Source organism: Amycolatopsis halotolerans (assembly GCF_042647905.1).
GTDB lineage: Bacteria > Actinomycetota > Actinomycetes > Mycobacteriales > Pseudonocardiaceae > Amycolatopsis > Amycolatopsis halotolerans.
In genome coordinates, this window is the sequence record NZ_JBHRWI010000012.1 from 23873 (window position 1) to 37411 (window position 13539).

At 69.3% G+C, this 13539-nt stretch carries 8 protein-coding genes; 4 read left to right on the forward strand and 4 right to left on the reverse strand.

Annotated elements, in window-relative coordinates; all coding sequences use genetic code 11:
- Window positions 1-44 precede the first annotated feature (44 nt).
- The gene (cobN, locus tag ACFORO_RS08240; RefSeq protein WP_377868390.1) at window positions 45-3650 is read left to right on the forward strand and encodes a cobaltochelatase subunit CobN; all 3606 of its coding nucleotides are present in this window, start codon (window positions 45-47) and stop codon (window positions 3648-3650) included.
- A 1227-nt stretch (window positions 3651-4877) separates the two neighbouring features.
- On the forward strand, window positions 4878-6107 hold the full coding sequence (locus ACFORO_RS08245; protein ID WP_377868265.1) for a chitinase: 1230 nt from the start codon (window positions 4878-4880) through the stop codon (window positions 6105-6107).
- 78 nt (window positions 6108-6185) lie between these two features.
- Here ACFORO_RS08245 and ACFORO_RS08250 read toward each other — a convergent pair whose 3' ends face one another.
- The 4 genes from ACFORO_RS08250 to ACFORO_RS08265 all read right to left on the reverse strand — a co-directional run bounded on the left by ACFORO_RS08250 (window position 6186) and on the right by ACFORO_RS08265 (window position 11158).
- Window positions 6186-7292, reverse strand: a complete 1107-nt coding sequence (locus ACFORO_RS08250) for a dihydrofolate reductase family protein (RefSeq protein WP_377868389.1) — start codon at window positions 7290-7292, stop codon at window positions 6186-6188.
- A 32-nt stretch (window positions 7293-7324) separates the two neighbouring features.
- Window positions 7325-8557 (reverse strand): aldehyde dehydrogenase family protein, encoded by a 1233-nt coding sequence (locus tag ACFORO_RS08255; RefSeq protein WP_377868264.1) that lies wholly within the window; start codon window positions 8555-8557, stop codon window positions 7325-7327.
- 749 nt (window positions 8558-9306) lie between these two features.
- Window positions 9307-10023 (reverse strand): M50 family metallopeptidase, encoded by a 717-nt coding sequence (locus ACFORO_RS08260; protein ID WP_370935189.1) that lies wholly within the window; start codon window positions 10021-10023, stop codon window positions 9307-9309.
- 208 nt (window positions 10024-10231) lie between these two features.
- Window positions 10232-11158: a DNA-3-methyladenine glycosylase family protein gene (locus tag ACFORO_RS08265; protein ID WP_354736633.1), complete on the reverse strand. Its 927-nt coding sequence runs from the start codon at window positions 11156-11158 to the stop codon at window positions 10232-10234.
- A gap of 166 nt (window positions 11159-11324) precedes the next feature.
- Here ACFORO_RS08265 and ACFORO_RS08270 point away from each other — a divergent pair, with 166 nt between their 5' ends.
- Window positions 11325-12086: a class I SAM-dependent methyltransferase gene (locus ACFORO_RS08270; protein ID WP_377868263.1), complete on the forward strand. Its 762-nt coding sequence runs from the start codon at window positions 11325-11327 to the stop codon at window positions 12084-12086.
- A 37-nt stretch (window positions 12087-12123) separates the two neighbouring features.
- Window positions 12124-13446, forward strand: a complete 1323-nt coding sequence (locus ACFORO_RS08275; protein WP_377868262.1) for a M20 family metallopeptidase — start codon at window positions 12124-12126, stop codon at window positions 13444-13446.
- Window positions 13447-13539: the final 93 nt, after the last annotated feature.

A 13539-nucleotide genomic window follows, 5' to 3' on the forward strand; every position in this document is an offset into this window, starting at 1 on the left:
GACACCGTCGACCCGGGGCGCGGACACCCCGAGTGAGGAACGCCGTGATCCTGCTGCTGTCCACTTCGGACACCGACCTGCTCAGCGCCCGGGCCAGCGGCGCGGACTACCGGCTCGGCAACCCGTCCCGGCTTCCGCTCGGCGACCTGCCCGGGCTGCTCGAGGGCTGCTCGATCGTCGTCGTCCGGATCCTCGGCACGCCGCGGACCTGGCAAGAAGGCCTGGACACGCTGCGCGCGTCCGGTGCGCACGTGATCGTGCTGGGCGGCGAGCAGACGCCGGACGCGGAGCTGATGAAGCTCTCCACCACTCCGGCCGGGATCGCCGCGCAAGCGCATCTGTATCTCGCGCAGGGCGGTCCGGAGAACCTCACGCAACTGCACCGGTTCCTGTCCGACACCCTGCTCCTGACCGGCGAAGGCTTCGAGCCGCCCGCCGAACTGCCGTCGTGGGGCGTGCTTTCGCGGCCGGCTCCCGCAGGTGATGGTCCGGTCATCGGGATCCTCTACTACCGCGCGCACCACCTGTCCGGAAACACCGGTTTCGTGCACGCGTTGGCCGACGCGGTCGAGTCCGCGGGCGGCCGCGCGTTGCCGATCCACACGGCATCCCTGCGCACGCGCGCGCCGGAGATGATGGCTGAGCTGGGCAAGGTCGACGCCCTGCTGGTCACCGTGCTGGCGGCGGGCGGCACCCGTCCGTCGGAAGCCGGCGCGGGCGGGGACGACGAATCGTGGGACGTCGCGGAGATGGCGGCGCTGGACGTGCCGGTGCTGCAGGCGTTGTGCCTGACCAGCGACCGCGAAACCTGGTCCGCCAGCGACGACGGCCTGTCGCCGCTCGACGCGGGCAACCAGATGGCGGTACCGGAATTCGACGGCCGGATCATCACCGTCCCGTTCTCCTTCAAGGAGTTCGACGACGACGGCCTCCCCCGCTACATCGCCGACACCGAACGAGCCTCCCGCGTCGCCCGCATCGCTCTCGCGCACGCCCGGCTCCGCCACACCCCGCCTGCTTCTCGCCGGATCGCCTTGATGCTGTCCGCGTACCCCACGAAGCACTCGCGCGTCGGCAACGCAGTCGGCCTCGACACCCCCGCTTCGGCGATCGAACTCCTGCGCCTCATGCGCGAACGCGGCTACGACCTCGGCGCGGATGCTTTCCCCGGCGTCGACCCGACCGGCACCGACCAGCCGGACGGCGACGCCTTGATCCACGCCCTGATCGCCGCGGGCGGCCAAGACCCTGAGTGGCTCACCGAAGAACAGCTGTCCGGCAACCCGATCCGCGTCCCCGCGGCCCGCTACCGCTCCTGGTTCGCCGCCTTGCCGGTCGAGTTGCGAGAAGCGATGGAAGAACACTGGGGCCCCGCACCGGGTTCGCTGTACGTCGACACGTCGGCAAACCCCGAGGGGGACATCGTCCTGGCGTCGCTGCAGTCCGGCAACGTCATCCTGATGATCCAGCCGCCACGCGGTTTCGGCGAAAACCCGGTCGCGATCTACCACAACCCGGACCTGCCGCCGAGCCACCACTACCTCGCCGCGTACCGCTGGCTGGAAGAGGAATTCGGCGCGCACGCCGTCGTCCACCTCGGCAAACACGGTTCGCTGGAATGGCTGCCCGGCAAGACCGCGGGCCTGTCGGCCTCCTGCGCCCCCGACGCCGTACTGGGCAATCTGCCTTTGGTGTACCCGTTCCTGATCAACGACCCCGGCGAAGGCGCGCAAGCGAAACGCCGCGCGCACGCGACCATCGTGGACCACCTGGTCCCGCCCATGGCCCGCGCGGAATCGTACGGCGACCTGGCCCGGCTGGAGCAGTTGCTGGACGAGCACGCCAACATCGCCGCGATGGACCCGGCGAAGCTCCCGGCGATCCGCGCCCAGATCTGGACCCTCATCCAGGCCGCGAAACTCGACCACGACCTCGGCGTCGACGAACGCCCGCACGACGCGGAATTCGACGACTTCCTGCTGCACATCGACGGCTGGCTGTGCGAGGTCAAGGACGCCCAGATCCGCGACGGCCTGCACATCCTGGGCGAGGCCCCCGTCGGCGAGGCCCGCGTCAACCTGGTTCTCGCGATGCTCCGAGCCCAGCAAATGTGGGGCGGCAAGCAAGGCGCCGTCCCCGGCCTCCGTTCCGCCCTTGGCCTGAAGGAAAACTCGGACGCCCCACTGTCCGAAGTGGACGCCATCGAAACCACCGCCCACACCTTGGTTTCCCTGATGGAGACCCACGAGTGGTCCCCTTCTTCAGTTTCTTCAGTGGTGAGCGAGGTCCTGGGCGCTTTCGACGCCGAGGTCGCCCGCGTCCTGACCTTCGCCGCCGCCGAAATCGTCCCCCGCCTGGCAGGCACCTCGTCCGAACTAGACGCAATCCTGCACGCCCTGGACGGCGGCTACATCCCCGCAGGCCCCAGCGGCTCCCCTTTGCGCGGCTTGGTGAACGTCCTGCCGACCGGCCGAAACTTCTACACCGTGGACCCGAAGGCCATCCCCAGCCGCCTGGCGTGGGAAACCGGCCAGGCCCTGGCAGACTCCCTGCTCCGCCGCTACCGCGAAGACACCGGCGATTGGCCCCGGTCGGTCGGCCTGTCGGTCTGGGGCACCTCCGCCATGCGCACCTCCGGCGACGATGCCGCCGAAGTCCTTGCCCTGCTGGGCATCCAGCCGGTCTGGGACGAGGCGTCCCGCCGCGTGACCGGCATCGAACCGATCCCGCTGTCCGAACTGGGCCGCCCGAGGATCGACGTGACAGTCCGCATCAGCGGCTTCTTCCGCGACGCCTTCCCGCACGTCATCACCCTCCTGGACGACGCCGTCCGCCTGGCCGCCTCTCTTGACGAACCGGAATCCTCCAACTACGTCCGCGCCCACGTCGCCGCCGACCTGGCCGCGCACGGTGACGATCGCCGAGCCACCACCCGGATCTTCGGCTCGAAACCAGGCGCGTACGGAGCCGGTCTCCTCCCGTTGATGGACTCCGGAAACTGGCGCGACGACAAGGATTTGGCCGAGGTCTACGCAGTCTGGGGCGGCTTCGCCTACGGCAGGGACCTTGACGGCCGTCCCGCGCGCGAGGACATGGAATCGTCGTACAAACGCATCGTGGTAGCCGCGAAGAACACGGACACCCGCGAACACGACATCGCCGACTCGGACGACTATTTCCAGTACCACGGCGGAATGATCGCCACAGTCCGCGCCCTGACCGGCTCCGCCCCCGCTTCGTACGTCGGCGATTCCACCACGCCCGATGCTGTACGTACTCGCACCCTGGGCGAAGAAACAGCCCGCGTCTTCCGCGCCCGGGTGGTCAACCCGCGGTGGCTGTCCGCCATGCGCCGCCACGGCTACAAGGGTGCTTTCGAACTCGCGGCGACCGTGGATTACCTGTTCGGCTTCGACGCCACGGCTGGTGTGGTCGGCGACTGGATGTACGAGAAGCTGTCGCAGTCGTATGTCTTGGATGAGGAAAACCAGCAATTCCTGCGGGACGCGAACCCGTGGGCTTTGCGGGGGATCATCGAACGCCTGACGGAAGCCGCGGATCGAGAGCTGTGGGAAGAGCCGGATCCGGAGTTGCTGGCTCAGATGCGCGAGGTTTACCTGACGCTGGAAGGCGATCTGGAGAACGACTGAGGCCGTCGAGGGTTGTCTTGGCTGGTTCGGATCTGGCCAGCTGAGGCAACCCGGCGAACTCACCGCTGGCGTGCTGCTCCTCGCGCAGCGATACCCTTCACGGGCCTCCAGCAACCCGCCGTTCCGCCGCAACCGACGGTTCCACGCACTGTCCCCACTCATCCGGCCGAGCCGCGCCCGCCCAGTTGCCGGAGTTTGGCCGGGCCTTCTCGACGAACTCACTAGGCCAACCGCGCCGCCGACCTCCGCTACCCGGCCACCCTCCCGCTGACCAGGCGCCGTCACCGCTGACCAGCCACCTTCCATGCCGACCAGCCGCCATCACCGCTGACCAGGCAACGTCCGTGCCGACCAGTCGCCATCACTCGGCTGCGCGGCTCACCCCAACCACGCACGCCGCCCCCCGGCGCCCGCGCTGCCCCCGGCCCGCCGCCGCGCCCAGCCGCGCATCCTCGTGGCTGCCCCACCAGCGCCCACCTGCTTCAAGCCCTTACCACCAAACCCGCCAGTGCCCGCCCTGCGCCCAAACCCTCTACCGCGCCAAACTCATCAGCCGACCGCGGCACCGTTCCACCAGCACCCGCGCGGCGCCTCACTGTCCCAAGCCCGAATGCGTCCTGACCCCACCCGGCAGCCGCCCTGCGACCAACCGCCAAACCCACCAGCCCGAGCACCTCGTCCACCAGCGCCCCTGGATCGAGCGCGAGGTCGCGCCCGCATCCCCCAGCGTCTGCACCGCACCCAACCGCCCGAAGCCCTACCGCGAGCCCAACCGCCCTAACCCCTACCGCCAAACCCACCAGCCAACCGCATCGCCGCCCCACCGGCGCCTGCTCCGCGTCCACCCGCAGCCCGGGCCCTATCGCCAAGCCCGCCCAGCCCAGCCATGCCACCACCACTGCTCCCGCCACCACGCACCGAGCCGTCCGAGCTTCCCCCGCCGCCCGACCACCGCAGTTCGCGCCCCGCGCCCCCTGGCGGCCCCCGTCCAGTCCAACCGCACCGTCACCGTCTCACCCTCTCCCCCAGCGGACCACTCGCCCCAGCGGTCCGCGTCCCTTTGCACGGAACCGTTGCGCCGCAAGGGTGAACCCGCCGAATCCGAATTCCGGCATACCCCCCGAACCCGTCCCCCTCCGGACAAGAGCAGCCGACCGCACCTTGACTTCATAATGGTCTAGTCCAATGCTTACCGCATCAATTTTCCGCATGTTCGCCGGAGGACAGATGCAGCGAAGCAGACTGGCCGCCACACTCGTCGCCGCCGCTACCGTGGCCGGAGCAGCTGCCGTCGTGGCCGCGACCGCCCACGCGCAGACCGGGACGTCGACCGGCCTCGACAACAATTGGTACGCCGCCGCGCCGTACCTCATGCCGCAGAGCAACAACCCGCCCGACCCGGTGACGGTCATGAACGCGACCGGGCAGAAAGCGTTCCAGCTGGCCTTCATCCTCGCGCCCAAGAGCGGCGGATGCAGTCCCACCTGGGACGGCACCACGCCGGTTTCCTCGGACACGACCGTCGGCGACGCGATCAACCGCATCCGCGGCAACGGCGGCGACGTGTCGGTTTCTGTCGGCGGCTACGGCGGCACGAAGCTGGGCCAGACCTGCGGCACTGTCGACGCGACCGCCGCCGCCTACCAGCAGGTCGTGGCGAAATACAACCTGAAAGCCATCGACTTCGACCTCGAGGAACCCGAGTACGAAGACACCGCGGCCATCGCGAACGAACTCGGCGCGGCGAAGAAACTGCAGGCGGACAACCCCGGTCTGTTCGTCTCGGTGACCATGCCGGGAACCGCCGCGGGCACCGGCTGGTTCGGCACCCAGTTGCTGGACCAGGCGAAGTCGATCGGCTTCTCCCCCAACGACTTCTCGATCATGCCGTTCGACGGCGGTTTCACCGGCGGCGGCGCGTCGCAGGTGTCGGCGCTGGAAGCGTTCCACGGCCTGCTCCAAAGCCACCTCGGCTGGGACAGCGACACCGCGTATTCGCACGAGGGTTTCTCGGGAATGAACGGGAAATCCGACTCGTCGGAATTCTTCAACGTTTCCGATTTCCAGACCGTGTACGACTACGCGACCAGCCACCACCTCGGCCGGTTCACGTTCTGGGCAGTGAACCGCGACCGGCAGTGCACGACGACGACCGACAACAGCGTGTGCTCGAACGTCCAGCAAAACGACTGGGACTTCACGAAGTTCACCACCCGCTTCGCCGGCGCGACACCTCCGCAGACCACTCCGCCGACGAGCCCGACGAGCCCAACCAGTCCGACCAGCAATCCCCCGGGCACCTGTTCGGCACCGGAATGGCAGAAAACGCAGGTTTACACCGGCGGCACCGTGGTCGCGCACAACAGCCACAAATGGACCGCGAAATGGTGGACCCAGGGCGAAGAACCCGGCACGACCGGCCAGTGGGGCGTCTGGACCGACAACGGAGGCTGCTGACCGGCTAGTTTTCCCGATCGGGCGCTGCGCCGCGGATTCCGTGCCGCGGCGCCCGATCCGTCAATCGCGTTGAGAAAATCAGGGACGGACGCCGGGAAGGTGCGTATTCGCCCGGCGGACCTCCGAGGCCAGCGCCGGCACCTCGATCACCCGCCGTCCGGCCGCGACCAGTCGCTCGACCCCTTCGGCCTCGACGAACAACGACGGTTCCCGCCAGGCCATCACTACCCGCGGAATGGCCGTTTCGAGAATCAGCTGCGTGCAGCTTTTCGGATGGGACGCGCGATCGCTGCACGGTTCGAGCGAGCTGTACATGGTCGCGTCGGCGAGCCGCGAATCGTGCGGATCGAGTTTCGCCAGCGCGGACTCCTCCGCGTGGTTGCGCGGATCGCCCTCGCCCGAATGCCCGGTGGCGAGCACCGTCCCGTCCGGCAGCCCGACGACCGCGCCGACCCGAAACGTCGAACTCGGCGGGCACTCGTCGGCAAGCTCGATGGCCTGCCGCAACCGCAGCAGATCGAGCGACGACGGTTCGGCCGCGGCGCGATACCGCAGCACCGCGACGTCCCCGAGCCGCCGCACTTCCGTCAGCTCCAACGGTCGCGGGAACGCACCCGGCCCGAGGAACCGCGGCGCTCGCGGATCGCCGACCATGATCGGCGCGACCGCGAGCCGGAGTTCGTCGGCGAGCCCGGCGTCGAGGAACTGCGTGTGCACCGCCCCGCCGCCCTCGACGAGCAGCTTCCGGATCCCCCGCGCGCCGAGGTCGTCCAAGACGCGCTCGAGCTGCGGCGGAGTGCCGACATCCACCACAGTCGCGACCGCGCTCAGACTGTCCGCGCTACCTCGCGGCGCGTAGACGAGCTTCTCGGTGTCCCCGACGGTGAAGAACCGCGACGCCGGATCCAGCTTGCCGCTGCTCGTGACCGTCACTTTGACCGGTTGCTCCGGCCGCCCCGCCGCGACACGCTCGCGACGCAGCTCGGGGGAGCGCACGAGAAGCCGCGGGTTGTCGGCCCGCACCGTGCCCGCGCCGACGAGGATCGCGTCGGCCTCGGCGCGGAGCCGGTCGACCTCCGCGAAGTCGTCCTCGTTCGACAGGATCAGACGCGTGCTGCCGGCGTCGTCGAGGTAGCCGTCCAGCGATTGCGCCGCGGACAGCAGGACGTGCGGCCGCCCGGTCATCGTGCCCATCCGCTCATCGTGCTCCGGCCAGGTCAGGCAGGCACCACGGCGTACTGGCGGACGTACAGGTCGGTGTAGGTCACCGGTCCGCGCGGACCCGGCACCCGGTCGAGGTTGATGCCGGTTTCGGGCACCGCGAGCAGCTTGAAGCCGTCCAGCAGCCGGGTCGGCGCGTTCCAGAACACGCCGGTTCCGGTGTAGCCGTCGAAGAACTGCTCCGCGGCCGCCGGGTTCTCGGTCGCGATCCCCGCGGCCAGCCCCGACGTGCGCTCGTTCGCGATCTCGACCGCATCGACGAGCCCGCCGACCTTCTCCACCGTGACGGTCGCCTCCCGCTCGGAGTCCAGCGCCCACTCGTAGCCGATCGGATGCTCGTGCGGCGCGAGCGAAGGCGTGACACCACGCTCGGCCAGCGCGGACTCGACCTGCGGCCACACCGTGTCGTGCACGTCCTCGTGGATCAGCAGCAGGTTCAGCCGGTTGCAGACGCCAAGCCGGTCGAGGCTCGAGAACACGAGGTCCCGGACCTTGCCCGCATCCGCCGCAGCGTCGACGTACAGCACCCCGCCACCGTCGGCATGCGCCAACGTGCGCACCCCGTGCACGGCGGCCTCAGTCGCCAACGCCCGCGTGCTGTCGCCGCTGCCGCGCAGGATGACGAGCGGCACGAGCTCAGGCAACCGAACCAGCGCCGACGCCGCTTCCCGCTCAACACGCGGAACCAGCTGCACGACGTCCGGGTTGATCCCGGCAGCCTCGAGCGCGGGCGCGATCACGACGTCCCGCAGCCGCTGCGCCGAGCCCAGCGCCGCCGACCCGGTCCGCAGCACGCCGCCGTTGCGCGACTTGACCAACTGCGACGCCACATCGACCGTCACGTTCGGCCGCGCCTCGTAGTTCGCGCCGATGACACCCACCGGACGCCGCCGCTCGACCAGCCGCAGCCCACCGTCCAACGTGGACACCGGAACGGACCGCTCCTGGTGCGGCGCGCCAGCCAGCAACCGCAGCTGCGCGGCCATCCCGTCGAGCCGCTCGGGCGTGATGGCGAGCCGGTCGAGCAGACCAGCGCTCATCCCGTCGGCCGTAGCCTTGGCGACGTCGGCCCGGTTGGCCTCAAGCACCTCGTCCCGGTGCGCGACGAGCCGCTCCGCCATCCCGACGAGCGCCGCGTCCACCGCGTCGTCCCCGGCGGCAGCCAACGACGGCGCAGCCGCCTTCGCCGCCCGCGCACACTCCTCGACGGCCTTCGCGACCTCGTCCATCGCCTGTCTCCCTCCGGCGGCTCAGCAGACGTCCAGTCTGCCGTACCGCCCACATGGGGAGACGACGGGCTCAGCCCTCGGGACACTCGCCGCGCCAGTCGCCTGGTGGACAACATGGTCGACAACGCCGCCGCTCACGACCGGTGCGCTCCGCCCGGGGTTCGCCGCCGCAGCCAAGGACACGCCCAAGCCAGCCACCGGCGCTGCTGATGTCCGGCCGGTGCCCAGGCCGCGATCGCATCGTCACACCGCCACGCGGTCGCGCCGACCCCACCGTGCCACCTGCTCAGCCCGCCAACCACCGCGAACACAGACGGCGGTCCAGGCCAGGCGACAAGCCGCGACCGCGAGGCCCCGCTACTGCCCGAGGAGCCACACAGCACAGCCCCACGCCCGCGGCACCCACAGCGTCACCAGTGCCCAATCACCACGACGGAACCCAGCGCCCCACGACGTCAACCGACGCACCCCAGCAGCTGCCCGCCCGCACCGGTGCCAGCCCACAGCCAGCCGCTCCACCGCAGCCGTGCGCTCACGACATCAGCTCGCGCAGTCCAGCCACCGGCCCCGCAGCAATTCGACGCCCACAGACGTCGCCGCCGCACCACCGACCGCTCCGCTACAACCCAGCGGCCCCACGCAGTCACCCCACGCGACCGAGCTACTAGCCCGCGTATCAGCTCGCCCCGCGCGACCGAGCCGCCAGTCCGCGCGTCAGCTCGCCACAGGCCAGAACCGCAGCGGCAGCATCACAACGCCAACGGCTGCAACAGCCACAGCCCGCCCGCGATGACGCAGCTCACCGTGAGCACGCCGAACACCAGCACCCACAACACCGCGGGCACGGCGGTCAACCGGCTGAGCTGATCTGCGTCGGAGTCCCGCGCCTGGCCACGTCGCCGTTTGAGCTGAAGCTCCACCACCGGCCGGACCCCGCCGAACAGCAGGAACCACGTCAGCAGATACACGAACGGCGCCTGCACGACCTTCGGCGCGACCAGCGCCACGAGCCCGAGCACGATGGCACTCGCGACCACCGTGAACACGCCGTAGGCGTTGCGCACCATGATCAGCACACCCAGCAGCAGCAACGCGACCAGCACGAGCACCGCGGTGATCAGGTCAGCCCCGACCAAGCTCGCGAACAGCAGCCCCAAGACCGACGGCGCGACGTACCCGGCCAAGGCCGTGAACGCCATGCCCGGCCCCTCGGGCTTGCCGCGCGACACGGTGACCCCGGAGGTGTCCGAGTGCAGCCGGATCGACCGCAGCCGTCGCCCGACCGTCACCGCGGCCAGCGCATGGCCGGCCTCGTGCACGATCGTGATGACGTTGCGGGCGAACCGCCACGGCGTCCCGCCGGCGAGCACTACCAGCAAGGCGATACCGCCGGTGACCAACGTGATGACGCTGGGTGTGTTCGCCTGTTCCAACGCCGCACCGACTGTCCCAGTGCCCGCTGCCATGGCCGCACCAGAGATTTCTCCGGTACCCGGTCGAGCACTGAGCACAGTCGAGACGGCGAGTACAGGCGTAGTCACGCGGACACCTCACCACAGGCGCTATTTGGCCCCTGTGAGTGCCCAGGCAACAACCGTCGGCCGCGATTCGGTATGGGCGGCAGCCTCACTCCATAACGTCTCCCTCCTGTCGATCCGCGACTTCAGCAACCGCTCAGTCCGCCACCTCCCCGGACTCCGACGTCCTCAGCCGGTCGAACCGGAAGAGATGCGCAACCCACGACCGATACGGACGCCAGTCCTCAGCCAGCGGTTCGAGCTCGTCCGGCGGCGTGTCTGGAGGCAACGCGTACTCCGCGCACAGCATCTGGTGAAGCTGAGTGTCCAGCCGCGGGAAGAGATCGGGATGTCCCGCGCCGTGCAGCAGGATCTGCTCGGCGGAGAACGCTCCGATGCCCGGAATCGCGCACAGCCGCGTCATCGCGTCGGGGATCGACAGCGCCAGAAGCTCTTCAGCGTCCAGACGCCCATCGGCTGCTGCCCGGGCGACGGCTCGAAGGCGCGCGAGCCGGAACGGTCCGACCAACGGTTCGTCGCCCAGCTCGGCCAGAATCTGCGGTGCGGGAAAGGAAAACGGCCCATCGTCGCCAACCTGACGGCCGTGTCGCACCGCGAGCTGTTCCCGGAACCGCATCGCCTGCCGAGCACGCATTCCTTGGGTGAGCACGGTCCAGCAGGCTGCTTCGTACGGCGACGAATACAGCACTGGACGCGCTCCGCTGTGGCGAGCCTGCAACCGCCGGACCACGGAGTCACGGCTCGCGACCTCGGCGAAACCGGATTCGTCGACATCGAGCGAGAGCATCCGGCTCACCTGCGAGACCACTCGCGCGGCGATCTCCACCGGCGCCGCCACGCCGACTTCGACCGTGCCCGGGGATCTCTGCCGGATCGCTGCCCCGGCGTGGGTCCAGGTCCCCTCCACCGGGAACGCCAACCGCAACACGCCTGGCTCGGCCGCGAAGGATCCGACCGGGCCCGCCGCGGCGAGCCACTGCGCCGCGGCGCTCAGGTCGAAGGCCCCGTGCACGGCGATTTCGCCCGTGGGCAGGTCGATCGGACGCAGGATCGGTGCGGTCATCAGACAGTCCTCCTCGCTGGCCTCCGCGGGTCGGAGACCGTGCGGACGACGTTAGGAACAGGCACCGACAATGCCGGGCATCGAACGCTTGATCGGGCCGATCTTCACTCGAACGAGGGAGCCACTGATGCCGCATACTGCCGGTATCCCCACCGAGAGGACCCCCGTGCCCCACCACAGCACCCAGCAACGGCTCACTGACCTGCTCAGCGAACCGGCCACGACAGTCGACGGCTTCCTCGACACGCTCGGCGACGCTGCCCAAGCCGGGCCGCCCACCGGACTCACTCAGCGGCTCATGCGCACCACACTGCTGCCGCAGGTCTACGAACGCTATTGGCGGCCAGTGCTCGGCCGCGTCCTCAAAGGCCCCAGCGGCCCGAGCATGACCGACGAGGTCGCCCTGGCCGCCGAACGTCTCTCGCTGCAGCCAGGCCAGGTCGTGCTCGACGTCGCGTGCGGGACCGGCCGGTTCACGCGCGCTTTCGGGGACGCAGTAGGACCAGACGGGCTTGCGATCGGCTTGGACGGCGCACGCAGCATGCTTTCGCGCGCGGTCGAAGAAACTGATTCGCCGGCCGTGACTTACCTTCGCGCCGACGCGGTCGAGCCGCCACTGCTTTCGTCCACTGTGGACGCGATCTGCTGTTTCGCCGCCCTGCACATGTTCGCCGAGCCGGAACGCGCGCTTGATTCGTTCACCCGGGTCCTGCGTCCCGGCGGCCGCATCGTCCTGCTCACCAGCGCTCGCCGTGACTGCCAGGTGACCCGGATCGCCGACACCGCAGGAGGAATCGTCAGCGGGCAACGCATGTTCGACCGCGGGGAGATCGCGGCCAGCCTGCGCGCGCATGGCTTCGACGAGGTGCACGAGCAGTACTTCGGGGTCGCCCAACTCGTCTCCGGTCGGCTGTCCGACGTGCGGTGATCCATTTTTGTCAGGGTTCGGCGATAGCATTCCCCGCATGACCCACGCCGCACCTGTCCCGCCCGACGACAGCCACCTCCGTTCCCTCGTCGAAGCCACCGCCGACGCCGTGGCCGCCGCTGAACCGCTCGGCTCCGACCACACCGGAGCCGACGCGGAAACCCGTGCTGCGGTTGAAGAAGAAGTGCGTTCCCGAGCTGACGAACTCGTCGCGCTGAGTCAGGATCTGCACGCGCATCCGGAAGAAGGGTTCGCCGAGCACCGGTCAGTCGGCGCGCTCGCCGAGTTGCTGCGTGCGCATGGACACGAAGTCACCGTCGGGCTGGGCGGGCTGGATACCGCCTTGCGCACGGGAACTCCGGACAACGACGGGCCGCACATCGCAGTCCTGTCCGAGTACGACGCCCTGCCCGGATTAGGACATGGCTGCGGGCACAACGTTATTTGCACAGCCGGAGCCGGCGGGTTCCTCGGCGCGGCGGCAGTGGCCGAACGACTCGGCGGTCGCGTGTCACTGGTGGGCACGCCCGCGGAGGAAGGCGGTGGCGGCAAGGAAACGCTCGCGCGTGCTGGGATCTTCGACGATGTCGATGCGGTGATCATGCTGCATCCGTTCAGCCACGACATCGCACTGCACCCGTTCCTCGGCAGGCGACAGCTGGAGATGGTGTTCCACGGGGTTGGCGCACATGCTTCGGCGCAGCCGTTCATGGGGCGCAATGCGCTCGACGCGGCGGTGGCGGCCTATCAAGGAGTGTCCGCGCTGCGGCAACAGTTGCCGTCGAGCGATCGAGTGCACGGCATCTTCACCGATGGCGGCGCGCGGCCGAACGTGATTCCAGCCCGGGCGGCGCTTTTGTTCTACCTCCGGTCGGCGAATCCGGAGACGCTGCGCGACCTGGCCAACCGGATGACCGCAATCGCCCAGGGCGCAGCAGAAATGACGGGTTGCGGGGTGGAATTGCATTGGGACGAGCAGCCTGCGTACCTACCGATCCGGTTCAACACCACGCTGGCCGGGCGGTGGTCGGTCAACCAAGAGGGCACCGGGCGGAAGCCGCTGCCGCCGGGCATCGTGCCGGAATTCCTGACCGGGAGCACGGACCTCGGAAATTTGTCGTTCCGAATGCCCGCGCTGCATCCGATGATCGCGGTGTCCGGGCCGACGGTCGCGTTGCACACCAAAGAATTCGCCGAGGCCGCCGGGTCGCAGACGGGTGATCAAGCGGTCGTCGACGGTGCACTGGGTCTGGCGCTGACAGCCGCCGACTATCTCGCCGACGCGGACCTGCGCAAAGCCGTGCACGACGAGTTCGAGGCATCGGGAGGGGCGCTGGACGTGCCGAGTTTCTTCGACTGACGTGTGGCGGGAGAGAGGGAGAAGGTGGAGATGACGATGGGCCGCGAGGCTGGAGAGGAGGTGCGTCGGACGGCTTGACGGGTTTGACTGGAG

Coding starts and splice junctions, on each gene's coding strand:
- ACFORO_RS08260 (WP_370935189.1), bottom strand. CDS start 10,023: ATGGCAGCGGGCACTGGGACAGTCGGTGCGGCGTTGGAACAGGCGAAC.
- ACFORO_RS08255 (WP_377868264.1), bottom strand. CDS start 8,557: ATGGACGAGGTCGCGAAGGCCGTCGAGGAGTGTGCGCGGGCGGCGAAG.
- ACFORO_RS08265 (WP_354736633.1), bottom strand. CDS start 11,158: ATGACCGCACCGATCCTGCGTCCGATCGACCTGCCCACGGGCGAAATC.
- ACFORO_RS08275 (WP_377868262.1), top strand. CDS start 12,124: ATGACCCACGCCGCACCTGTCCCGCCCGACGACAGCCACCTCCGTTCC.
- ACFORO_RS08250 (WP_377868389.1), bottom strand. CDS start 7,292: ATGACCGGGCGGCCGCACGTCCTGCTGTCCGCGGCGCAATCGCTGGAC.
- ACFORO_RS08245 (WP_377868265.1), top strand. CDS start 4,878: ATGCAGCGAAGCAGACTGGCCGCCACACTCGTCGCCGCCGCTACCGTG.